Source organism: Streptomyces synnematoformans (assembly GCF_039531005.1).
Taxonomy (GTDB): domain Bacteria; phylum Actinomycetota; class Actinomycetes; order Streptomycetales; family Streptomycetaceae; genus Streptomyces; species Streptomyces synnematoformans.
On record NZ_BAAAPF010000084.1, the window covers coordinates 1 to 22676 of the forward strand.

19 protein-coding genes and 1 tRNA gene are annotated in these 22676 nt (G+C 73.1%); 8 read left to right on the forward strand and 12 right to left on the reverse strand.

Going from position 1 to position 22676, the window contains the following annotated elements:
• The 5 genes from ABD317_RS15165 to ABD317_RS15185 all read left to right on the forward strand — a co-directional run.
• On the forward strand, positions 1–527 hold a 527-nt coding region (locus ABD317_RS15165; RefSeq protein ID WP_344290504.1), incomplete at its 5' end, for a TCP-1/cpn60 chaperonin family protein.
• Positions 528–871: 344 nt separating this feature from the next.
• Positions 872–2161, forward strand: coding sequence for a DNA polymerase III subunit delta' (locus ABD317_RS15170; RefSeq protein WP_344290505.1), 1290 nt, complete (start codon positions 872–874; stop codon positions 2159–2161).
• 120 nt (positions 2162–2281) lie between these two features.
• The gene (locus tag ABD317_RS15175) at positions 2282–3883 is read left to right on the forward strand and encodes an alpha/beta hydrolase (RefSeq protein WP_344290506.1); all 1602 of its coding nucleotides are present in this window, start codon (positions 2282–2284) and stop codon (positions 3881–3883) included.
• 102 nt (positions 3884–3985) lie between these two features.
• A tRNA-Thr gene (locus ABD317_RS15180) sits at positions 3986–4059 on the forward strand.
• A gap of 451 nt (positions 4060–4510) precedes the next feature.
• On the forward strand, positions 4511–5932 hold the full coding sequence (locus tag ABD317_RS15185; RefSeq protein ID WP_344290507.1) for an ATP-binding protein: 1422 nt from the start codon (positions 4511–4513) through the stop codon (positions 5930–5932).
• A 345-nt stretch (positions 5933–6277) separates the two neighbouring features.
• Here ABD317_RS15185 and ABD317_RS15190 read toward each other — a convergent pair whose 3' ends face one another.
• Positions 6278–6943 carry a WD40 repeat domain-containing protein gene (locus ABD317_RS15190; protein WP_344290508.1) on the reverse strand — a complete coding sequence of 222 codons (666 nt, stop codon included), beginning with the start codon at positions 6941–6943 and terminating at the stop codon, positions 6278–6280.
• A 169-nt stretch (positions 6944–7112) separates the two neighbouring features.
• Between ABD317_RS15190 and ABD317_RS15195 the strand changes: the two genes are divergently transcribed.
• Positions 7113–7535, forward strand: a complete 423-nt coding sequence (locus ABD317_RS15195) for a PRC-barrel domain-containing protein (protein WP_027753057.1) — start codon at positions 7113–7115, stop codon at positions 7533–7535.
• Positions 7536–7835: 300 nt separating this feature from the next.
• On the opposite strand, the gene ABD317_RS15200 is transcribed toward ABD317_RS15195, so the two are convergent.
• The 3 genes from ABD317_RS15200 to ABD317_RS15210 all read right to left on the reverse strand — a co-directional run bounded on the left by ABD317_RS15200 (position 7836) and on the right by ABD317_RS15210 (position 8807).
• Complete coding sequence (locus tag ABD317_RS15200) at positions 7836–8111, reverse strand: hypothetical protein (RefSeq protein ID WP_344290509.1); 276 nt, start codon at positions 8109–8111, stop codon at positions 7836–7838.
• Positions 8112–8245: 134 nt separating this feature from the next.
• Positions 8246–8563, reverse strand: a complete 318-nt coding sequence (locus ABD317_RS15205; protein WP_344290520.1) for an aspartyl protease family protein — start codon at positions 8561–8563, stop codon at positions 8246–8248.
• Positions 8520–8807 (reverse strand): hypothetical protein, encoded by a 288-nt coding sequence (locus ABD317_RS15210; protein WP_344290510.1) that lies wholly within the window; start codon positions 8805–8807, stop codon positions 8520–8522. Before ABD317_RS15210 ends, ABD317_RS15205 begins: the two co-directional genes overlap by 44 nt.
• Positions 8808–9005: 198 nt before the next feature.
• Between ABD317_RS15210 and ABD317_RS15215 the strand changes: the two genes are divergently transcribed.
• Together ABD317_RS15215 and ABD317_RS15220 are read left to right on the forward strand one after the other, a co-directional pair.
• Positions 9006–10718 (forward strand): sodium:solute symporter family protein, encoded by a 1713-nt coding sequence (locus tag ABD317_RS15215; RefSeq protein WP_344290511.1) that lies wholly within the window; start codon positions 9006–9008, stop codon positions 10716–10718.
• 17 nt (positions 10719–10735) lie between these two features.
• Positions 10736–11053 carry a hypothetical protein gene (locus ABD317_RS15220; RefSeq protein ID WP_344290512.1) on the forward strand — a complete coding sequence of 106 codons (318 nt, stop codon included), beginning with the start codon at positions 10736–10738 and terminating at the stop codon, positions 11051–11053.
• 398 nt (positions 11054–11451) lie between these two features.
• On the opposite strand, the gene ABD317_RS15225 is transcribed toward ABD317_RS15220, so the two are convergent.
• The 8 genes from ABD317_RS15225 to ABD317_RS15260 form a co-directional block, all read right to left on the reverse strand.
• Entirely contained in the window at positions 11452–12126 is a 675-nt protein-coding gene (locus ABD317_RS15225; RefSeq protein WP_344290513.1) for a DUF4232 domain-containing protein, read from the reverse strand.
• A gap of 81 nt (positions 12127–12207) precedes the next feature.
• Positions 12208–12369, reverse strand: a complete 162-nt coding sequence (locus ABD317_RS15230; RefSeq protein WP_344290514.1) for a hypothetical protein — start codon at positions 12367–12369, stop codon at positions 12208–12210.
• A gap of 124 nt (positions 12370–12493) precedes the next feature.
• Positions 12494–14302, reverse strand: a complete 1809-nt coding sequence (locus ABD317_RS15235) for a glycoside hydrolase family 15 protein (protein WP_344290515.1) — start codon at positions 14300–14302, stop codon at positions 12494–12496.
• 476 nt (positions 14303–14778) lie between these two features.
• Complete coding sequence (locus tag ABD317_RS15240; RefSeq protein WP_344290521.1) at positions 14779–16026, reverse strand: D-arabinono-1,4-lactone oxidase; 1248 nt, start codon at positions 16024–16026, stop codon at positions 14779–14781.
• A gap of 88 nt (positions 16027–16114) precedes the next feature.
• Entirely contained in the window at positions 16115–16318 is a 204-nt protein-coding gene (locus tag ABD317_RS15245) for a hypothetical protein (RefSeq protein ID WP_344290516.1), read from the reverse strand.
• Between the two features lie 482 nt (positions 16319–16800).
• Positions 16801–17721, reverse strand: a complete 921-nt coding sequence (locus tag ABD317_RS15250) for an alpha/beta hydrolase family protein (RefSeq protein WP_344290517.1) — start codon at positions 17719–17721, stop codon at positions 16801–16803.
• A 748-nt stretch (positions 17722–18469) separates the two neighbouring features.
• Positions 18470–19717 carry a TIGR02679 family protein gene (locus ABD317_RS15255; protein ID WP_344290518.1) on the reverse strand — a complete coding sequence of 416 codons (1248 nt, stop codon included), beginning with the start codon at positions 19715–19717 and terminating at the stop codon, positions 18470–18472.
• Positions 19718–19729: 12 nt separating this feature from the next.
• Positions 19730–22676: TIGR02680 family protein (locus ABD317_RS15260; RefSeq protein ID WP_344290519.1), on the reverse strand; the 2947-nt coding region annotated here is incomplete at its 5' end.

Sequence of the window (22676 nt, forward strand, 5' to 3'; positions counted from 1 at the left end):
CGCCGGGCGGCGGGCCGGCGCTGGCGGCGGCGCGGAGCGCGGTGGACGAGTTGGTGGGCGCCGGGACGGCGCGGGAGACCCCGCACGCCGCGCCCGCGTACGCGGGGTCCGCCGCCGTCGGGTCTGGTTCCGCGGGGTCGGATTCCGCCGGGTTGTCCGCCGACGAGCGGGCGGGCGCGCGCGCCGTACGGGCCGCGCTCGCGGCGCCGCTGCGCCAGCTGGCCGACAACGCCGGCGCGGACGGGGCGTACGTCGTGGCCGGGACGGAGGGGCTGCCGCCGGGCCACGGCTGGAACGCGGACACCGGCACGTACGACGACCTGCCGGCGGCCGGCGTGCTGGACCCGGTGCGCGTGCCCCGTACCGCGCTGGAGAACGCCGCCTCGGTGGCGGGGCTGATGCTGACCGCGGGTGCGCTGGTGGTGGACCGGGCGCCGCGCGACCCGGACGCGGTCAGCTGGCGCCGCCGGGGCCACGGCCACGGCCACGACCATGGCCAGGGCCACGGCCACGGGCACGCGCACTGACGGGCCGCGCGCCCGTGCCCCGGCCGGCGGGCTGCGCCCGCGCACACCTGCGCGTTCGCGCCCCGTACTTGCGTGTCCACGCGCGCGTGGCGGGCGGCGTTGCAGAACCGGCACGTGACGGCTAGGGAGTGCATGTCCCCGCGCGCCGGGGCGCCGCGCCCGTACGGCCGCCACCGCCAAGCTGCTCGCCGTCGCGCCCCCCCCCGCGTGGGCCCGCGCCCCGACGAAGAGCCGGCGGCGGCGAGGAGCCGCGTCCCCCGCACCCAGCGCGTGGGCGGGCGCCCGCCCACCCCGTGTCGGCGGTGTGCAGCACAATGGTCCGCGGACGACGAAAGGGCGGTGCCATGACGGTGTGGGACGAGCTGGTCGGGCAGGAGCGGGTCGGCGAGCAGATGGCCGCCGCCGCCCACACCGACGACGCCCGGGTCACCGCCGAGGGGACGGCCCCCGGCGGCACCCGCGCCGCAGCCGGACACGCCGCAGCCGGACACGCCGCCGACGTCCACCCCGCCGAGGTCGCCGACCTGCCCGCCGGCTCTGCGATGACGCACGCCTGGCTGTTCACCGGCCCGCCGGGCGCCGGCCGGGCGACGGCGGCGCGCGCGTTCGCCGCCGCCCTCCAGTGCGTCGGCCCGGACCGTGCGACGGCCGCCGGCGGGCCCGGGTGCGGCTTCTGCGACGGCTGCCACACCGCCCTCGTCGGCACCCACGCCGACGTCAGCGTCATCGCCACCGACCTCCTCACCATCGGCGTCAAGGAGACCCGCGAGCTGGTCCGCCGCGCCCAGCTCGCCCCCTCCGGCGGGCGCTGGCAGGTCATCGTCGTCGAGGACGCCGACCGCCTCACCGAAGGCGCCGGCAACGTGCTGCTGAAGGCCATCGAGGAGCCCGCCCCCCGCACGGTGTGGCTGCTGTGCGCGCCGTCGCTGGAGGACGTGCTGCCCACGATCCGCTCCCGCTGCCGCCACCTCTCCCTCAGCACCCCCGCCGTCGCGGCGGTCGCGGCCGTCCTCGTACAGCGCGACGGGATCACCCCCGCGGTCGCCGAGTCCGCGGCCCGGGCCGCCCAGGGCCACATCGGCCGCGCCCGCCGCCTGGCCACCGACGAGCGCGCCCGCGAGCGGCGCGCGGCGGTGCTGCGGATCCCGCTGCGCGTGGAGGACATCGGCGGCTGCCTGCGCTCCGCGCAGGAGCTGGTGGACGTCGCGGCGGACGCGGCGAAGGAGCAGGCCGAGGAGACGGACGAGCAGGAGACGGAGGAGATGCGCACGGCGCTGGGGGCCCAGCCCGGGGGCCGCATGCCGCGCGGCACGGCGGGTGTGATGAAGGACCTGCAGGAGCGGCAGAAGCGGCGGGCGACGCGCAGCCAGCGCGACAGCCTCGACCTGGCACTCACGGACCTCGCCGGCTTCTACCGCGACGTGCTCGCGCTCCAGCTGGGCGCGGTGGCGGACCCGTCGCTGCTGCCGTGCGCGGACGTGGGGGACGGGCTGCGGCAGACGGCGGAGGGCAGCACGCCGGAGATGACGCTGCGGCGGCTGGATGCGATCATGGAGTGCCGGGAGGCGCTGGAGCGGAACGTGGCGCCGCTGCTGGCGCTGGAGGCGATGACGGTGACGCTGCGCAAGCCGTAGCCGCAGCCGCCACCACAGCCGCCACCACAGCCGCAGCCGCGACTCCGGCCGTACGCACGTCACCCGTACGGGGCGAGGGCGACCCGGCGCCCGCCGCACCCCGGCGGATACGCTCAGCGCATGGACTTCCGCAGCCTGTTCCGCAGGGCCGTGCCCGGCACCGCGCTGGTGGTGCTGATCGCCGCCGCCGGGTGCGACTCCGCCGGATCCGACGACGCCGGCAGCGGCGGCCAGGGCGGCGGTGCCGACGCCGCCCGCGCCGGCAGCGTCAGCCGCGTGCTCGAACCGCTCCCGGAGCAGATCCCCGCGGACCTCCGGCCGTACTACGAACAGCAGCTGCGCTGGACCGACTGCACCGACGCCCCCGGCTTCGAGTGCGCCACCCTGCGCGTACCGCTGGACTACGCCAGCCCCGGCGACCGCGAGGACGTGGAGCTGGCGGTGGCCCGCAAGCCGGCCGAGAACCCCGCCGAGAGCCTCGGCTCGCTGCACGTCAACCCGGGCGGCCCGGGTGCCTCGGCGATCGAGTTCCTGCAGAACTTCGCCGGCGTCGGCTACCCGGAGGAGGTCCGCGCGCGCTACGACATCGTGGCCGCCGACCCCCGCGGCGTGGGCCGGAGCGAGCCGGTGGAGTGCCTGACGGACGCGGAGTTCGAGAAGCACACCCAGGTCGACGCGACACCCGACGACGAGCGCGAGGTCGAGGCGCTGACCGCCGCCTTCGAGCGCTTCGCGGAGGGCTGCGAGAAGCGCGCGGGCAAGCTGCTCGGCCACGTCTCGACGGCGGAGGCGGCCCGGGACATGGACGTGCTCCGCGCCGTCCTCGGCGACAAGAAGTTGACGTACGTCGGCGCCTCGTACGGCACCATGCTCGGCGCCACCTACGCGGGCCTCTTCCCGCACCGCGCCGGCCGCCTGGTCCTCGACGGCGCCATGGACCCCTCCCTCACCTCCCGGCAGCTGAACCTCGACCAGAACGCCGGCTTCACCACCGCCTTCGACGCCTTCGCCGAGGACTGCGTCCAGCGCGCGGACTGCCCCCTCGGCACCGACAGCGCCGAGGACGCGGGCAAGCAGCTCCGCGCGTTCCTCGACCGCCTCGACGCCGAGCCGGTCCCGACCGGCGAGCAGCGGCGGCTGGGCGAGCCGCTGGCGACGATGGGCGTGCTGATGGCGATGTACCAGGAGGACTTCTGGCCGCAGCTGCGCGGCGCGCTGACGGACGCGATGGAGCGCAAGGACGGCAGCGGGCTGCTGGCGCTGGCGGACATGTACTACGAGCGGGAGCCGGACGGCTCGTACGGCAGCATGATGTACGGCTTCGCCGCCGTGAACTGCATCGACCAGCCGGCCCCGTTCGACAGCCCGGCCGACGTCGAGAAGCTGGTCCCGGACTTCGAGGCGGCCTCCCCGGTCTTCGGCCGCGACTTCGCCTGGGCGGCCCTGAACTGCGCCGACTGGCCGGTCGCCGCCACCGGCGAGGCCAACCGCATCGAGGCGGCGGGCACCCCGCCGATCCTGGTCGTCGGCACGACCCGGGACCCGGCGACGCCGTACGTGTGGGCGGAGAGCCTGGCGGCGCAGCTGGAGGAGGGCGTGCTCCTGACGTACGAGGGCGACGGCCACACGGCGTACGCCCGGGGCAACGCCTGCATCGACGACGCGATCGACACCTTCCTCCTGGCCGGCACCCCGCCCCAGGACGGCAAACGCTGCAAGTAACCCCGCCGCCCCACCCCCGGCCCACACCCGGAACCGAGTACAGAGGACCCCCGGGATCTGTGTAAACTTGTCGTCGTTGCCCGGGCCCCGGCCCGCAACCCCGCCGCCTTAGCTCAGTCGGCCAGAGCGACGCACTCGTAATGCGTAGGTCAAGGGTTCGATTCCCTTAGGCGGCTCACTGGAACCCCAGGTCAGATAACCTCTGACCTGGGGTTTTCTCATGTGGTTGACCATGGAAACGGCAACTGAGGGCTTCATTTGACCTACGCATTCCCTGCGCGGGGTGCCAGTCGGCAACGTCGTGGCCCAACAGGGCGTTGACCTGCACTTTCTCGTCTAGCTGTGATCGGCGGCGCGGCACGGGCCGAGTGAGGGGAGGCCGAGGGGAGGCCATGGGAATTGACGGGGCGTCAAAGGTGGTCGCGGAGGGCCGGAGCTGTGAGCTAGATACTTGTTGAAGCCGGACAACGACCGGGTGGCGCCGCAGCTGGTGGCGGCGGAGGGCACCGCGGTGCCGCTCGGGCTGGGCATTTGGTCGGCCTGGCCGCACTTGTTTCACCCTTGCTTCATTGCATTGATGAAAGTATCTTTGAGGAAAGTTTCATCAAGGGGTTGGCGAGGTGCGAAGTGGACGGATTCATCGGCCGTCGGTATGAGCTCGATCTGCTTGAGGATCTTCTCGCCCCTGTGCGTACGGGTGGCCGGAGCGGGCGACCGGGTCGTGCGGTCCTGCTGCGGGGGCGCCGTCGTGTGGGAAAGTCCCGTCTGGTGGAGGAGTTCCTGGATCGGGTGGCGCTGCCGCACGTATTCTTCACCGCTGTCGGCGGTTCCCAGGGGGAGGATCTGGCGGGGTTCGCCGCCGAGGTGGCGTCGTCCAGCCTGCCTGATGCCAGCCGATTCGCGGACTTCGCAGCCCCGCGGAGTTGGGATGCTGCCCTGAGCCTGCTGGCATCGGCCCTGCCCGCCGATAGCCCCAGCGTTGTGGTCCTCGACGAGATGCCCTACCTGGCACGCGAGGACCCCAGCTTCGAGGGTGCACTGCAGAAGGCCTTCGACCGGACACTGTCCAAGCTCCCCGTCCTGCTGGTCCTGATCGGCTCCGACATCGCCGTGATGGAGCAGCTGAACACCTACGGCCGCCCCTTCTACCAGCGCGGCACTGAGATGGTCGTCCCGCCGCTCACCCCGGCCGACATCGCAAACATGCTCGACCTGGACCCGGCCGACGCATTCGACGCCTACCTCGTCTCCGGCGGGCTTCCTCTGATCCTGGAGGAATGGCCGCACGGCGCCGGCCTGTGGGACTACCTCGCCCACGCACTCGCCCGACCGACCTCGGCCCTGCTGGTCAGCGGCGAACGCACCCTGGCGGCGGAGTTCCCCACCGAGGCGCAGGCCCGGACGGTGCTCGGCGCCATTGGCCACGGGGAGCGCACCTTCACGCTGATCGGCCGGGCCGCCGGCGGCCTGAACCCTGGCTCCGTCAAGCGCTCGCTGGAACTCCTCACCACCCGCCGTATGGTCGCAGCCGACCTGCCGTTGTCGAATCGGCCCAGCCGCGAGACCCGGTACCGCATCGAAGACCCTTACCTGCGGTTCTGGCTCTCCTTCGTCGGTCCTGGAATTGCTGCTGTGGAGCGGGGGCGCGGGGACCGGGTCCTGGAGTCGATCCGTGCCGGCTGGACGTCCTGGCGCGGTCGCGCCATCGAGCCCGTCATTCGCGAGGCGCTGTGGCGGCTGGGTGAGGATCAACTGCCCGAGGGGACGGGCGCTGTCGGCGGCTACTGGACCCGCACCAACGACCCCGAGATCGACCTTGTGGGTGCCGACCGTTCTCCGATCGCCAAGAAGGTCACGCTCGTCGGGTCGATCAAGTGGCTGGAGAACAAGCCCTTCGACCGGCGCGACCTGGCCCGCTTGATCACCCACCGTGGCCGGCTCCCCGGCGCCGAGGACGATACCCCGCTGCTCGCCATCGCCCGCAGCGGCTGCACGGCAGAAGGCATCCAGCACGTCAGCCCTGAGCAGCTACTCAAGGCCTGGTACTGATATGCGTTCAGGGGCCTGCTGGGCGCCAGGCCCGAATGGTCACGCGGCGGCGGCCGAGGGATTCGAGGTCGGCCATCAGAGACCGGAGACGGCGGGCCGCAGAGGCCCTCTGCAAGGTGAGGCCCCTGGCTCCGGGGTGTGGTGGGGCGCAGGGCTCGCGCGCACGCGCTTCCCCGAGGCAACAGGGCACGTCCGTCATCTGATCCAACATCTCACGCGGTAGCGGGCCGTCCGCGTCCGCCGCCAGACCTACGCGGGGCCCTCGGAGAGGTCTCGGCCTGGGAGCCCTTCACGGGGAGAGAATGTCGGCAGCAGGTGCCCGCGCGGGAGAAGGCGATGGAGCGCTCAACCGCGCGATGACTCAGCCGCCGTCCGCACATAAGTCAGCGTGACGTCACCGTTGGCCCTACCTGCCAGGAGCCGCGGCCCGTCGAAGGCCAGGCACGTGATGGCGCCGTGCAGCACCAGACGGCCGACCCGTTCCCGCGCGGCGAGATCGTGCACCGTGACCGTGCCGCTCCGGTGCCCCGTCGCCAGGTAGCGGCCGTCTCTGGTGAGAGCGGCGACCTCTTCATCACAGGGGAGGGGGAAGGGCGGGTCTGTCTCGTCGGGCCACAACACCTGAGTCAGCTCGCCGGTGTCGAGACTCCACATATCCACCCCCAGCCATTGCGCGCGGTATGGGCCACCGAGTTGGGCGACGGTGATGAGGTGCTTCCCGTCCGGTGTGAACCGAGCGGCCCGGACGAGGTGCCCGTCCCGTGTCACTTCGCGTACGAGATCGGCGGTGTCCGCATCCCAGACACGGACCACGCCGTTCAGGGTGCCGGTCACGATGCGGCGGCCGTCAGGTGAGATGTCGAGGGCCGACACGGGGGAGCCGTGGCGGTCGTTGATGCGCGTCGGCCAGTGCGCGCGTGGGCAGTCACCGGCTCCCACTGGAGGCAGCGCCTCGTCGCGGGCGCCGTCGCGTGTCCGCCAGTCCTCGTCGCAGGGCTTGCCGTTGATCATGAGCGGGCGTATCCGGGACCCAAGCCGCAGGTCAAGGAGTGTGGCGTCGCCGCGGTAGGTTCCCACGACGCACATGTGCTGACGTCCGATTGCGGGTACCCGGGAACGGTGACAAGAAGCGGCAGGCCGCCTCGTATGCGGCCCTGCCACGGTGCACGAAGGAGGACATATGAGCTCCGGCCGGATTCCCGTCCTGAAGAGGATCTCCGACTCGCAGCAGGTACTCACGGCCGCCGCCGACGACGTCCGGGGCCGGAAGGTCATCGACCGGACGGGGAACGAAATCGGCAAGGTCCGCGATCTGCTGGTGGACGAAGGCGAGCACCGGGTCCGCTTCCTCCTCCTGGAGCACGGCGGGTTCCTCGGTATCGGCGAGCGGAAGAGCTACGTCCCGGTCGAGGCCGTCGCCGATGTCACCGAGAACCGGGTGCACATCGACCGCACCGGGGAGCAGGTGGCCGACGCGCCGCGGTACGATCCGGAACTCGTGGACTGGGGTGAGTACTACGAGCGCGTCTACAGCCACTACGGCTACCCGCCGTTCTGGGGCCCGGGCTATGTGTACCCGCCGTTCCCGCCCCATCGGCCCTGAAGAGCCCCGACCGGCCTTCCTGCCCGGACGGCCGGTCGGCAGACCTCAGTTGAGGCGGACCCGCGGGTCGGGCACGGCGTAGGAGATGTCGACCGCCATGTTCGCGAGCACGGTGAACGTCGAGGCGAGCACCACCACCCCCCGATGACGACGGGGAGGAGTCGCCGTACTGGACGAGTACCGGTCGGTCGAGGCCGAGGTCCTCGCGGATCAGCTCGACGGTCTGGGCGCTCGCGTGGCGGCCGGCCAGCTCGATGGCGTCCCGGATCCCGTCGCCGAGGAGGTTGAACGCCAGGGTGGTCAGCAGCAGCGCGCCGCCGGGGAACGCGAACAGCCACGGCGCGACCGTGTAGTAGTCGATGGCCTGTTGCGGGGCAACTCCCCACGCCGGGTGGGCACCCCGAGCCCGAGGAGGGACAGGCTGGCGGAGAAGATGATGGCGACGGGGACGAGCAGGCTGGCGTAGCCGAGCACCGGGGCGAGCACGTTGGGCAGGATGTCGACGATGCCGCCGTAGTAGCCGGCGAGCATGCCGGTCGCGACGCCGAGCACCACGGCGCCGAAGCCGGCCGCCACGCCGATAGCGCGTGCGGAGCGCGGGCCGTTTCCGCCGGAACGGCCACCGAAGGGCCGGCGGGGACGGCGGGGGCGGCTGCCAGGGATCAGCCGTGGTGCCGGGAGTATCCGCCCGGTGGTGCCGTGATGCGGCATCAGCTGCTCTTCGGCAGGCGGAGCACCTCGTCGTCGTAGTCGATGGTGACCTGACCGAACTCGCTGAGCACGTCCGAGCCCGGCAGCCCTTGCAGGACTCGGTCGCCGCCGCGCGATCCGAGGTCGATGACCGTCGCCTCGGTGCCGGACAGGCCGACGTCCTCGACACGCCACTCGGTCACCTTCACCACCGGCACCCGGTCCTGGCCGATGATGCCGCTGACGGGCTGCCGCTCTCCCGTCCGAGGCAGGCCGAGCCGATCGGCCAGATCGTCATCGATGGTGCTGGACGAGGCTCCGGTGTCGAGGGCGAACAGGAAGGGGCCTTCCCCCCCGGATGCGGATCGGCACCAGCGCCATCGTCTGCTTGTGCCGCTCGACCACCTCCAGTGGGACCTCCCCGGCTCCGGCCGGCGACGCCGAGGTCCGCGGGTCGTCGGAGGCGTCGTCGGACAGGACGTCCACGCAGGCCGCCAGCAGCACCGCCGCGAGGCCGGCAGCAGCTATCCGGACCGTTTGCCGCGACCGGCCGCGCCGGACCCGCGACGTGGCATACCGCATGCTCACCCCTGTCGTGGTGGAGCTCTCGTGGTGGAAGAGGACACGCCCGCGCTCCGGGCGAACCGTGCCCCACGCTCATGCCTCCGCGGGTACCCCATAGGCGCCGGCCGCCACCGGCGCCCGCTCGGGATGACTGATTCCCCCCGCAACCGGGCACTCCGGCAGGGGCCTGAGGCAGCGATGGAAAAGGAATGGGCGATGGAGGTCATCGGGCAGTGGGCATCGGCGCAGTTCGTGGCGGCCCCGGAGAGACTGCGGCTCGACGCCGGGGTCGTCGACTACGTGCTGCTGGGGCTGTACTTCGTGTTCGTGCTGGGCATCGGCTTCATGGCCAGGCGGTCGATCTCCAGCAGCCTGGACTTCTTCCTCTCCGGCAGATCCCTGCCGGCCTGGGTGACGGGCCTGGCGTTCATCGCCGCCAACCTCGGCGCGATCGAGATCATCGGCATGTCGGCCAACGGCGCCCAGTACGGCATGCCGACCATGCACTACTTCTGGATCGGCGCGGTCCCGGCGATGCTGTTCCTCGGCGTCGTGATGATGCCCTTCTACTACGGCTCGAAGGTGCGCAGCGTGCCGGAGTTCATGCTGCGCCGCTTCGGCCCGGGCGCACACCTGGTCAACGGGGTCAGCTTCGCGGTCGCCCAGATCCTCATCGCCGGCATCAACCTGTTCCTGCTCGGCACCGTCGTCAACGCGCTCCTGGGCTGGCCGCTGTGGGTGTCGGTGTGCGCCGCCGCGGTCATCGTGCTGAGCTACACCGCGCTCGGCGGCCTGTCCGCGGCCATCTACAACGAGGTGCTGCAGTTCTTCGTCATCGTCGCCGGCCTGCTGCCGCTGACCATCGCGGGGTTGAACAAGGTCGGCGGCTGGGACGGGCTGACCGACAGGATCGCCGGCAGCCCTGGCGGCGCCGAGCAGATGTCGGCGTGGCCGGGCACCGAGCTCACCGGCTTCTCCAGCAGCGTGCTGGGCGTGGTGGGCATCGTCTTCGGCCTCGGCTTCGTGCTGTCCTTCGGCTACTGGACGACGAACTTCGTCGAGGTGCAGCGGGCGATGGCGTCGCGGAGCATGTCGGCGGCGCAGCGGACGTCGATCATCGGCGCGTTCCCGAAGATGTTCATCCCGTTCATCGTCGTCGTGCCCGGGATGATCGCCGGGGTGGCGACCTCGGAGCTGTCCGCCTTCAAGCGGACCGGCGAGGGGGACGTCGACTACAACGACGCCCTCCTGCTGCTGATGCGCGACCTGCTGCCCAACGGCATCCTCGGCGTAGCGCTGGCCGGGCTGCTGGCCTCCTTCATGGCCGGCATGGCGGCCAACCTCAGTTCCTTCAACACCGTCTTCACGTACGACATCTGGCAGTCGTACGTGGTCCGGGACCGGCCGGACGACTACTACCTGCGGATGGGCTCCTGGGTGACCGCCGGCGCCACCGCGGGCGCGGTCGGCACGGCGTTCATCGCCGCCGGCTACGAGAACCTGATGAACTACCTGCAGCAGCTGTTCTCGTTCTTCAACGCCCCGCTGTTCGCCACGTTCATCCTCGGCATGTTCTGGAAGCGGATGACGCCCACCGCGGGGTGGCTGGGCCTGGTCCTCGGCACCGCGACGGCGGTGACCGTCTTCTTCCTCAATGAGAACGGCGTCATCAGTCTCTCCGGGCAGGGCGCCAGCTTCGTCGGCGCCGGGGCGGCGTTCGTGGTGGACGTGGTGGTCAGCGTCCTGGTCAGTCGGAAGACCCGGCCCAAGGCGGAGGAGGAGCTGACCGGCCTGGTCTACTCCCTGACCCCGCGGGAGAGCCTGCGCGCCGCCACCACCGGTGCGGACGCCGGCTGGTACCGGCGGCCGGGGCTGCTGGCGTCGATCGCCCTGGTCCTCATCGTCGCTCTCAACATCGTCTTCGGTTGAAACGGAGGCTCGTACCCATGCCCACGCCCGTACCCGCGGAGCGGAACCGGCGCGAGCGCCGCGCCGCCCGCGCCTTCGACATCAGGATGGTCATCGCGTCACTGCTGGCCGTATACGGCGCCGTCCTCACCGTGCTGGGGCTGACCGACCCCTCCGAGGACACCGAGCGGTCCGCCGGCCTGCACCTCAATCTGTGGTCCGGCGTCGGCATGCTCGCCGTCGCCGCGGCGTTCCTGTTGTGGACACGGCTGCGGCCGGTCCGTATCCCGCCCGAGGAGGACCCGGAGGCCGACCCGCGCGGCGGCGGCGACGCCGGCCGGGACGAACCTTCGTGACCGGCCGCCCCGTGCCCGTACTCAGACCGTGAGGCGGACATGTCGCCGTCGGCGCCTGCTTCGCCGCAGTGCGTTGACGCAGCAGCGGGCCGCCGGTGACCGCCCGGACGACGAGGCGTTCTCCCCGCGGCTGCCGGGCCGACTGGCCCGCCGGCCGGTGGCCGGCGGAGATCGGGCCCGCTGTGCCGGCCTGCGGCCGGCAGCCCGTGGCACCGGCCTTCGGGCCGCTGAGCCCGGTGCAGCCGTTGATCGTCGCGGAGCTCGTCTTCGCCGTACCCCTGTCCGCCCGGCTGTCCGGCCTCCGGCTCGGACACCGCGAGTGGGCCGGGGACGGTCGCGCCCGCGCTCACCCTCGCGTGGGCGACGGCCCGCCCGCACGGCGGCCGTGCGGGAGGTGGTCAGGGGTGCCGGCCCGCCTTGACCGCGGACACCTCGAAGACGCCGCCGCACACCCGGAAGGAGTCCGCGTCGGTGCGCATCGCCCAGGTGGAACCCGGCGGGTATGCCTGCACCCGGTCGGCGGGCCGGAGGCAGGGCTTGTCGGAGACGCCCTTGTTGACGGTGTGCAGGGTCGCGTAGGCGCTCTTGCCGGGCGTGAGTTCGACCGCGGGGCGCTCGGGTCCGGAGCGTTTGGCCGGTTCGCCGATGCGCTCGCCGGAGGCGTCCAGCAGCGTGACGCCCGGATAGCCGTCGAGCAGGCAGTCCTGAGCACCGGTGTTGGTGAACACCAGTGGCACGTACAGGTTGCCGGCGCCCGGCGAGACGCGGCCGAGGGACAGTTCCAGGCGGTCGCGGGTGCAGCGGGGCGGGCCGGGAGATACCGTGGGCGGCTTCGCGGAGTCGTCGTGCGTGGCCGAATCCGAGGGTTCGGCGGACTTGGAGTCCGTGGGCCGCGGGGACTTCGTCCCCTCCGGCGTGGAGGTGGCTGTACGTGGCGGGGAGACGTCCCCGCCCCGGTCCCCGCCGCCGCCGTTGCCGCAGGCCGCGACAACGGCGAAGGCGGCGAGGACGGTGCCGGCCAGCGGCTGCCGCCCGAAGCGGGAAGGCCGCCGGCGGTGGCTGGAGCACCGCATGAGGTGTCCTTCCACAGTGCGTCGGTCGGGCAGGACAACTGCCGCGTTCCCTGTCCGGTGGGGGTGACACGTGCCCGGCGCTCACGCGCCCGTGAAGATCTCCCGTACCGTCTCGTCGGCCGTCGCCGTCGTGTCGGCCGTTCCGTCGTCCTGCGCCACGATCAGCAGGTCTCCTCCCCGGTCTCGATCCGGTAGCGCCGCACGCCCGTGGGCGGCCTGGCGAACCGGACGCCCAGCGGCCATGGCCCGGATGAACGACCAGCGCCAGCGCCAGCGCCAGCGCCAGCGCCAGCGCCAGCGCCAGCGCCTGCACGGCGCCGGCGAGGGCCACCAGCCGGCCGGACGACGCGATGTCGTGGGACATGCCTCACTCCTTCGCGGACGGCCGCGGGGCGGTGCCGGTGCGGATGTGGCCGCCGCTGAGGAAGCGGGCCGTGTTGACCAGGCCGACCAGGCTGAACGCCTGCGGGGTGTTGCCCAGCTGCCGACCGACGCGCGGGTCGTACTGCTCGCTGAGCAGCCCCACGTCGTTGCGCAGCGCCAGCAGTCGCTCGAAGAGCACCTCGGCCTCCTCGGCGCGGCCGATGCCGTGCAGGGCGTCGGCCAGCCAGAAGGTGCAGGCGAGGAAGGCGCTCTCGCCGCCCGGCAGGGCGTCGACGCCGCCGTCGGACCCGGGGTCGTAGCGGCGCAGCAGCCCGTCCTCGGACAGCTCCCGCCGCACGGCCTCGACCGTGCCCCGGATCCGGGGGTCGTGCCACGGCAGGAAGCCGACCCGGGGCAGGAGCAGCAGCGCGGCGTCCAGCCCGCGGGAGCCGTAGAACTGGGTGAAGGTGTTCCGGCCGGCGTCGTAGCCGCGGGCGCACACCTCGGCGTGGATGGTCCCGCGCAGGGTCCGCCAGCGCTCCACCGGTCCGGGCAGGCCGTGCCGGCGGACGGTGTGCACGGCCCGGTCGGCGGCGACCCAGGCCATGACCTTGGAGTGGACGAAGTGCCGGCGCGGGCCGCGTACCTCCCACAGTCCGTTGTCCGGATCCCGCCAGCGGCCCTCCAGGTGGTCCAGCAGGGCGCGCTGCAGGTCCCAGGCGGAGTCGTACGGGGCGAGGCCGGAGTCCCGGGCCAGGTGGAGGGTGTCGAGGACCTCGCCCCAGACGTCCAGCTGGAGTTGCCCGGCGGCGGCGTTGCCGATGCGTACGGGGGCGGAGCCCGCGTAGCCGGAGAGCCAGTCGAGGGTGTGCTCGGGCAGCCGCCGGGTGCCGTCGAGGCCGTACATGATGCGGAGCTTCGACGGGTCTCCCGCGATGGCGCGCAGCAGCCACTCGCGCCAGGCCGCGGCCTCCTCGACGTAGCCGGTGCCGAGCAGCGCCTGCAGGGTGAAGGCGGCGTCGCGGAGCCAGCAGTAGCGGTAGTCCCAGTTGCGTACGCCGCCGAGCCGCTCGGGCAGCGAGGTGGTGGCCGCGGCCAGGATACCGCCCGTGGGCTCGTAGGTGAGCGCCTTCAGCAGCAGCAGCGAGCGCCGCACCTCCTGCGGCCAGCGGCCCTCGTAGCGGCAGCGGGACAGCCAGGATTCCCAGAACTCCGCGGTCTCGGCCAGCGCTTTGCCGGTGTCCACAGGCTCCGGGCGCGGCAGGTGGGAGGGGTGGTGGGTGAGGACGAACGGGATCCGCTGCCCGGCACTCACCGTGAACTCCGCGACGGTGGCCAGGCCCCGGCCGCGCAGCTCCACGGGGGTGTGCAGCCAGAAGGCGTCCGGACCGGCGACCGCGGCCAGGTCCGGGCCCTCGCGCCGCACCCACGGCACCAGCGAGCCGTAGTCGAGCCGCAGCCGCAGCTCCATCCGCATCGGCACCCGGCCCGAGATGCCCTCGACGACCCGTACGACGTCCGCCGCCTCGCCGCGCAGCGGCATGTAGTCCACCACCCGTACCTCGCCGTCGGGGGTGCGCCAGTGACTCTCAAGGACCAGGGAGTTCCCGCGGTAGCGGCGGCTGGTGGCGGGTCCGCCTGCCGTCGGGGCCAGCAGCCACCGGCCGGCCTCCGCGTCGTGCAGCAGGGCGGCGAAGCAGGCGGGGGAGTCGAAGCGGGGCAGGCACAGCCAGTCGATGGAGCCGTCGCGGGCGACCAGCGCGGCGGCCTGCAGGTCGCCGAGCAGGGCGTAGTCCTCGATGGGCGCGGACATGCGGGCCTCCGAGGCGGTCGGTGACTGCCCGAGTGCCACGCACGGCACCGACGTAACCGATGTGCGACGCAGCGGGGCGCCGACGCGGCGATCAGTACCACGATCCAGCGATCATGAACTGTGGAGGCATCCAAGAGCCCGGTGGGCAGCCGGCCGGATCGGGAGAGTGTCCAGGGGAGGCCAAGGGGAGGCCGGAAGCCCCGGTACGGGGTGACACGAGGCGTTCGCATCCGTTCGGGGAAGGCTGAGCTGACCAGCAACGACGGCACGGAATGGCGATCGGCGGCACCCGGCGGCACGATCGCTACCGGCCTCGTCATGCGTAGATCAAGGGTTCGATTCCCTTGGGCGGCTCCCTCAAAGGCCAGGTCACATAGCCTGTGACCTGGCCTTTTGCATGGGCAATGGCTTGAGCGGTCCGGCATGTGGTCACGACAGTGACCCGTCAGACACTCTCCGGTCCGTACGGCGTCGGCTCATCGCGGGAAGTACCTCTCGACGAACTCGTTGCGGAACTTTCCCGCCGGGTCGAGCCGCGCCATCAGCCGCTGGGCATCCTCGTAACGCTCGTACAGCCCGCTGACATCCTGCGGACGCATCGTGAACAGCTTCCCCCAGTGCGGCCTGGCGCCGAAGGGGGAGAGTGCCCGTTCGACGGCCTCCAGAACGGGGGTCACAGCCGCGGTGTCGGGAATCCAGGTGAAGTGGAAGGCCACCGTGTCCCGCTGGTGGCCCGGGCTCAGCCAGAGGTCGTCGGCCGCGACCGTGCGTACCTCGCCCACCTGCAGCACGGGGGCCGTCCGGGCCCTGATCCGGTGCAGCGCCTGGAAGGCCGCGACCGCGTCGGAGCGTGCGACGAAGTACTCCGACTGCAGTTCCTCGCCGCTGCTCGGCGTGAACTCAAGCCGGAAGTGCGGAAGCCGTGCATGCCAGGGCCCCGGCACGCCGTCCTGCCGGGTGCAGAAGGTGGCCGGCTGGCCGGGTACGGGGTGCCGGGGCCCGTCCGCGAGGGTGGCGTCCAGCCACCGCGGGGCGGCCGGTTGCGGGCCCTCGGCGCCGACGCGCCGCTTGAGCCACACCTGGTCGATGCGGTCGGTTCGCCACGTGGTGAACAGGCTGACGCTGTGGGCCGCCGACATCACCTCGTCGAACCGCTCGTACAGCTGCCGGAGCGGCAGCCCCTCGTAGACCCACTGCTGTACGTCGTAGGCGGGTACGAGGTCGAGGGTGACACGCGTGACGATGCCGAGAGCGCCCAGCGAGACCACCGCGCCGGCGAACTCCTGGTCGCCGCGTTCCCACGCCAGCAACCCGCCGTCCGCCGTGACCAGTTCGAGCGCGCGCACCGCCGTGGCGAGGCTGCCGAGGCGGTGGCCCGAGCCGTGGGTCCCGGTGGCGCACGCGCCGGCGACCGAGATGTGCGGGAGCGAACCGAGGTTGTGCAGCGCGAACCCGGCCTCGTGCAGGGCGCCGGTGAACTCCCCGAAGCGCATGCCCGCGCTGACGCCGACCGTGCCGGCCTGCTCGTCCACCTCCACCAGCCGGGGCAGCCCGGCCACGGAGACGAGGTCACCCCCGGTGTCGGCCAGCGTGCTGAAGGAGTGGCCGGTGCCCAGGGCCCGTACTTCCCCGCTGGCGGCGACCAGTTCCTGCAGCTCCGCCACCGAGGACGGAGTGCGTGCACGTCTCGCCCGAAACGCCACGTTGCCGGCCCAGTTCCGCATCCCCAGACCCACCGAAGCTCCTCTGCGCTGCTTGCGACCGGATCGCCGCCGACGTCATGTCGGACCGGGGCCGGCCCGATGACACCGTCTACCACATCGCGCCGCCCGGCGGGGACCCCGCCGTGGAGCGCGCCATGGCCGCGGAGGCGCTCGGCAGTGACACCACGGGACCGTGGGCCCTCACGTGGTCACCAGGGTGGGCATTCGCCCGCGTGCGCAGCGGGGCGGTCTCCACCACCTGGCCCCCGTCGCCGCTGGCGAACAGGGCCAGCCGGTAGGACTCTTCGGGCATCTCGATCTCCTGCTGGGTGCCTCCGCCACTCACCTGCAACGCGAACCGACTTGAGTTCGCGCCGCCCTCGACATTGGTCACACTGCCGCCGGTGTTGTTCCACCCGCGCGCCTCGGAGAGGTGTTCCAGCCGTGCAGGTCCGAGGCCGCCGTGTAGTAAGTGCCGTCGAGCTGGAACATGGCGTTGCCCTCACGGCCGTCGGAGTGGCGGCCCCCACCTCCACGGCCCTGCTCGGACAACGCGACGAGAGGGCCGCTTGCCTCGGTCTCGCCGCCGGCTCCGCTCTCCGTTGCAGCAACGAGACCGGTTGCCGAGAGCAGTGCGCCTGTCAACGCGAACACCGGTGCGGCGACGAACAGCCGCCGACGCCCGTGAGCTTCGGGGAATGTACGTGTCGTGATCCATCCTCATCCATCCTTTCGCTCGGAGCGGCGCGAAGGCGGCGCAGAGACCTGCTCTGACACCGCTTCCGCGCGGCGGGCTTATTCCTGGACGAACTCCCAGGAGGTGTCGTCGCCGGCGGCGTCCTCGGGAAGGCGGTCGCGTGCGGCGGCGTCGCCGTACAGGCTCCAGCGCATCCAGTCCACGCAGGTGAGGGGGATGCGGTCATCGTGCCAGTGGCTGGAGTGGTCTGCGCCGAGGAAGGTGAGGAACGCCTTGGGCGCGGGCAGTTCCTCGTAGGCCCGGCGGCCTTCGGCGTAGGGGCAGGTCGGGTCCTGGTCGCCGTGCACGAACAGGACCTTGGCCGCGACCTGGCCGCTGGGATCGCCCATGTCGACGGTGGACTGCGGGATCGCGGCGGTGATCCGGTCGTCGGGCGCGATGGTCAGCAGGCCGTGGGTGGTCATGCCGCCCATCGAGTAGCCTGACACGCCCACGCCGGGGGCGGCGTCGATGTGGCCGGCCAGCGGGTCGTCGGCCTCGTTCAGCGCGAGGGTCCGGGTGAGGATCTCCGAGACGTCCATGGAGTACTCGCCGCGGTAGACCTCGCCGATGTCGAACGCGAAGTGGGGGGCGGGGACGATGAAGCCGGCCTCGGCCAGGGGGCGGATCTGGGACTCGGCGCCCTGCGGGCTGGACCCGGCGCCGTGGGTGTAATTGCAGATGGGGAAGGCGCCCTCGGCGACGGGGGCGTCGATGACGGGGTCGCCGCCGGCGGCGCCGGTGGCGGGATAGTAGACGAAGGTGGTGCACCGGCGGTCGCCGCGGGTCCAGGCGTACTCGCGCACGCCGATGGCGAAGGGTTCGGCCGGGGCGTCCAGCGGTGTGCGGGCGGGTGCGGCGGGGCGGCCGGCGAGTGCCTGACCTGCGCCGTACAGGGACGCGCCGGCGCCCGCCGCGCCGAGCGCGCTCAGTTTCAGCACGGTGCGCCGGCTCGGGAAAGTGCGTCGTTGCATCGACATGGGGTGACTCCTTGGATGTGGGGGATGTTGGTGCGGGAGCGCTTTCACACGGCGTCGAGGAATCCGTCCATGGCCGCAGTGGGCCGCTGGGTGGATCGCATGGACTCTCCTCGGTCGTGGGGGGTGACACCGAGTGGTTGCCGCCGGGCGGAAGGCCGCCCGCCGCCCATGCGGGCCCGTCTCATGCTCCGGAAGACGGCGACATCATCACGGACCACCAGGACACCGTGCACGCGGACTGAGCCGTCCGCGGGGCCGCCCGGCGCGGACGGCCTGGTACCCGGTGGCGTCCCGCGTCGCCCAGCCGGCGGGTAACCGTTTGAATTGTCGATGAGGCAACCGGATCGGTGCGTCAAACCGCCGGAGGCCGGTTGGTCCGAAGGCGCACGGTGTGCCGATTTCGCGCGTCTGACCAGGTCGTCCGCACTGTGTACGCGGGCCGTTGCCGGACTCCCGGGTCGGTGCGCCTTGACATGGCCGTTACATTACTTCTTCCTCTCGGCAGAGTAAACGGTTTAACGCCTGCCGGCGTTGTCGGCGCTGCTCGCCAAGCATCGGTGGCGGCCGGCCCGTTGGGCGGCCGTCTCCGTTTCCGCAGTCCTGGCCGTCTGCGCAGCGCTGGTCACCGGCTCCACGGGCTCGCATCGCCTGACGAGGCAAAGTCGGCGAGCACGACGACGACCGGCCAGTCGACGGCAGCGGCCGCGCCCCGGGCCGGGCCATACTTCCCGCTGGCTCGCGTTTGGGGTTACGTCTGCGTGGCCAGGTCGGCGAGCAGCAGGGGCAGCATGCGCTCTTCCATGACGGCGCGGCCGGTTTCGCGCATGCGCCGGGCGAGGGCGGGGTCCCAGGGGCTGGGGGCGGGGGAGCCGCGCAGGGGCTCGGAGTCTCCTGCCGCCAGGGCGCTTTCGTAGTCGGCGGCGGACATGCGCCAGGGCTGCGCGGTGTAGCGGGTGGCGGCCGAGGCGGTGGTGCGTAGGCCGGTCCAGTCGAAGTCGCCGCGCCAGCGGATGGTGACGCCGGCCCGGTGCAGGGAGGTGAGCAGCCGGTGGCAGGCCGCGGACGGGTTGCCCTCGGTGCAGATCAGCGGGCCTGTGGCGGGGGCGGCGACGGCGGCCCGCAGGACGGAGGGGTTCTCGCAGACGTGGACCACCCCCGCAGCCGGGGCGATCGGCATGGTGACGAGCTGGTGCAGCGTGACGCGGAACGGTGTACGGCGCTGGGCGGCCTGGGTGAGCCAGTCGGCCAGGGGCTCGTCGCCGCGGGCCGGCAGGCCGAGGACGAGGACGTGGCTGGAGAGGTCGTCGGTGAGGACACCGGCTGATTCCCACAGGGTGCGTTCGGCTTCCCCGCCGCGAGGTGGGGCGGTGTGGGAGCGGAGGGCGAGGGCGCGCAGGATCAGCCCGGCGAGGGGAGTGGCGGCCAGCGCCTTGGTGTCGCCGGTGGCGCGTTCGGCGAGGACCGGCAGCGGGAGGCCGGGGGCGGGGAGCAGGTCCAGGGCCGCAACGGCCGCGGTGACCTGGCCGGTCTCGCCGCGCCGGATCAGCCGGGTGAGCGTGCCGTCAGCGCGCAGCCCCGCGGCCCATGCGTCGTACCAGGCGCACCCGGCGTGCCGTCCCGCCGCCAGCACGGCCGTTGCGGTGTCGCGGGCCGCCTCCTCGGCTGAGATACGTTCGGTGCGCGGGGTGATGCGGCCGGTCAGTGCCTGCACCGCGGTGTGCAGGTCGGGGGCGACGGCGGCGTCGGCCAGGGTGGCGGCGAGTTTCCGCAGCGGGATGGTGACCGAGCCGGAGGAGTGGCCGCCGCCCCCGGCCCGGCCGGAGCCCAGCAGGGCGCGGATCGCGTGGAGTTCGTCGGCTGCGGGGTGCCGCAGCACGAGCGTGCCGGTCAGCGGCCGGCCCAGTTCGACGCGACGGGCGAGCGCGGCGACGAGCCGGCCGAGGGCCGGATCGCCCAAGGTGCGGCGCAGCCGCGGCAGATCGACGTCGGGGCTCATCGCGCCGGCCGGTCAGGACAGTCCGCCGTCGGCCGCGCCCGGGCCCGGCTCGCGCGGGGTGGGCAGGCGGGCCCGCGGGGCGCGGCGTTCGACGCGTACGGGGTCGTGGCCGTCCCATTCCCAGGTGGTCACGTGGACGGCGTCGACGCCGTCGCGGCGCACCAGGTGGTGGGCGGCAAGCCCCGGGACGGTGGGGTAGAAGCCCCATTCGCGCTCGGAGGTCATCACCACGTCCAGGTCGAAGGTGGCCAGCAGGCCGAGGCACTTGGCGCGGGCGTCGTCGTCGACGCCCGCAAACGCCTCGTCCAGGGCGATGATGCGGGGCGCCTGCGGGTGTGCGGAGCGGTAGTGCGCGGAGGCGGCGGCGAACAGCGGCAGGGAGACGGTCAGGACGCGCTCGCCGCCGGAGGCGGGGCCGACGGCGCTGCGCCAGCGGCCGTCCTGGTAGCGCTCGATGGTGAAGCGGTGCCAGGACCGGTAGTCCAGTGCGCGGCGCAGGTGGTCGCTCCAGGTGCCGTGCTCGTCCTCGGCCCGTACCCGCTCGATCTCGCGCTGCAGGAAGTCACCCACGGCCGTGCGGTCGGCCGGTGACCACAGATCGGCCTTCTGCCGCAGCAGCCGGGCGCGGGCCTCGGCCAGCCCGGCGGGACCCTCCGGGCTCGCCTCCCAGCGCAGCCGCAGCCGCATGCCGGTGGAGGTGGGCCGCTCCTCCAGCTCGGCGTTCATGAACCCGACCTGCGCCTCGGCCTCGGTGATGAGTTCCTGCAGGTGGCTGGCGACATCGTTGATCAGGTGTTCTTCGAGCAGGTTGCGCTCCTTGGCGGTGAGCATCCGCTCACGGTAGTCGATCTCGCTGTCGAGCAGGCCCGTCAGCTCTCCCGGCGTGCGTTCCCTGCCCTGGAACTGGACGGTGACCACGAACCAGTCGTCGAGCCCGGCCAGCGCGTGGTGGCCGTGCCGGGTGAGGGCCTCGGAAAGCTCGGCGTAGTAGCGGGTGATGTCGTCCTGGACGCGCCGCCAGGCCCCGTCGGAGTCGTCGACCTCGCGCAGCTGCTCCTCGGCCCGGCGGGCGAGACGGACAGCCGGGTCGGCAGCCCACGGCTCGTCCCCTTCCGGCAGTTGTACGGGGCAGGCGAGGGCGAGCAGGCCGGTGGCGGCGAAGCGCTGCAGCTCGGCCACGGCCGCGGAGCGGCGCCCGCCGGCCTCGGTCAGCTGCTCGGTGAGTTCCTTCTCCCGGCCCTGCGCCAGCCAGCGCTCCTCGGCCGCCCGGCGGTGTTCGGCGTCCAGGCGGTCCGCGGCGGACTCGAGTTCGGCGATGCGCCGCTTGGCGGTCTCCAGCCGCTCGCGCACCTCGTCGACCGACGCGCCGACAGCCTCGCGCAGCGCCTCCAGGCGGGCCCGCTCCTCGGCGGCGCGGGTCTCCGCGTCGTGCGCCTGGGTGCGGGCCTCCTCGGCCGCCTCGGCGGCGGCGGCGAACTCCTCGGTCCAGGCGGCGAGGCCGTCCTGGCGGTCGGCGTGCCGCCGGGCGGCGGCCAGCAGCGCCGCGGCCGTGCGCCGGTAGTCCTCCAGCGCCGTCCGCACCGCTGCCAGGCCCTCGGGGCCGGCGGGCAGGGCCACGTCGGCGGCGGCCTGGTCGCGTTCGGTGACGGCCGCGGCGTGGTCCCGCTCCGCCCAGTCGGCGTCCTCGGCCGCACGCTCAAGGCGCTCGCCGGTACGCCGCAGCTGATCGGACGCGCTGGAGACGGCGCTGTGCGCGTCGCGCAGCGGCTGATCGGAGGGCTCACGGCCGAACTCGTCGGTGAGTACGGCCCGTCGCCGCTCGACCTCCTCGGCTGCCGCACCGGCCTGCTTGACCGCGTCCTGTGTCGCCTCGACGAGGCCGGCCAGCTCGGCCAGCCGGCGGCGACGCGCCTCCTCACGGGCGCCTGCGCCCACGTACGCCGCGGCCTCCTTGGACCACGCGCCGCGCAGCGGCCCGACCCGCCAGCGGCCGCCCGGCTCCACCCAGGCGGCGACCTGCTCGCCTTCCTGCTCGCCGAGGCCGATCCCGGCCAGTACGGCCGTCACCGCATGCTCGTCGAGGGCGGCGGCCTGGGCATCGTCGGGGTCGACGGCGGGGTGCAGCGCCTCGGTGAGCGGACGGGCGACGGCAGCCACCGACGCCGTGGGTGTCAGGAGAACGTCGTGGGTGTCCGGGTCCAGCAGCGTGCCGTCGGGGGTGATCCAGGCGTCCAGGAGGCCGGCGGCCTCCAGCGCCGCCTCCAGTCCGGCGCGCTCGGCCGCGGCGAGCTGCGGGGCGAAGTCGACCACCTGCCACAGGGCCGCTCCGGGCCCGCAGCGCTGCCGGCCGCCGCGGGTGTGCGGCGCCGGGGGCGTCGCGACGGCTCCCGCGGCGAGGCGGTCGCGCTCGCCGGTCAGCTCGCCCAGTTCGGCGCGGGCCTCGTCCAGCCGAGCCGCGGCATCGGCCAGCGCGGAGGCCAGCTCCCGGTGGGCGCGGTCGGCGGCGCTGCGGAGCGTGTCCCGCAGCGGGTGTGCCCCGTCCAGGCGCTCCGTCCAGCCGGCCAGGTCCACGGCCTCCGGATCCGGCACGCTGAGCTCGGTCAGCGACATCCGGTACGCCCGCCACTGCTCGATGTGCTCCTGTGCCCGCGCGCCCAGAGTGTCCTCCGCCGCGCCGAAGACGTCGGCGGCGGTGTCCCGCTCCGCGGTCCGTTCGCCGAGGACGCGCCGTGCCTGGGCGAGTTCTGCCGCGGCCTTCGCGGCCGCATCCGCGAGGCGGGCGATGTGGGCGACGGCCTCGGCCCGGTCGTCGGCGGCGCGGTGGAACTCCCGCTCGGCCCCGCGCAGTGCCTCCTCCCCGGGAACGTCGCCGGGCCCGCCGAGGGGGACGGCGGCGTGCCGGGCGGCCCGGCCCGCACGGTCGGCTGCCGCGGCAGCCCCGGCGCGCGCCTCGGCGAGG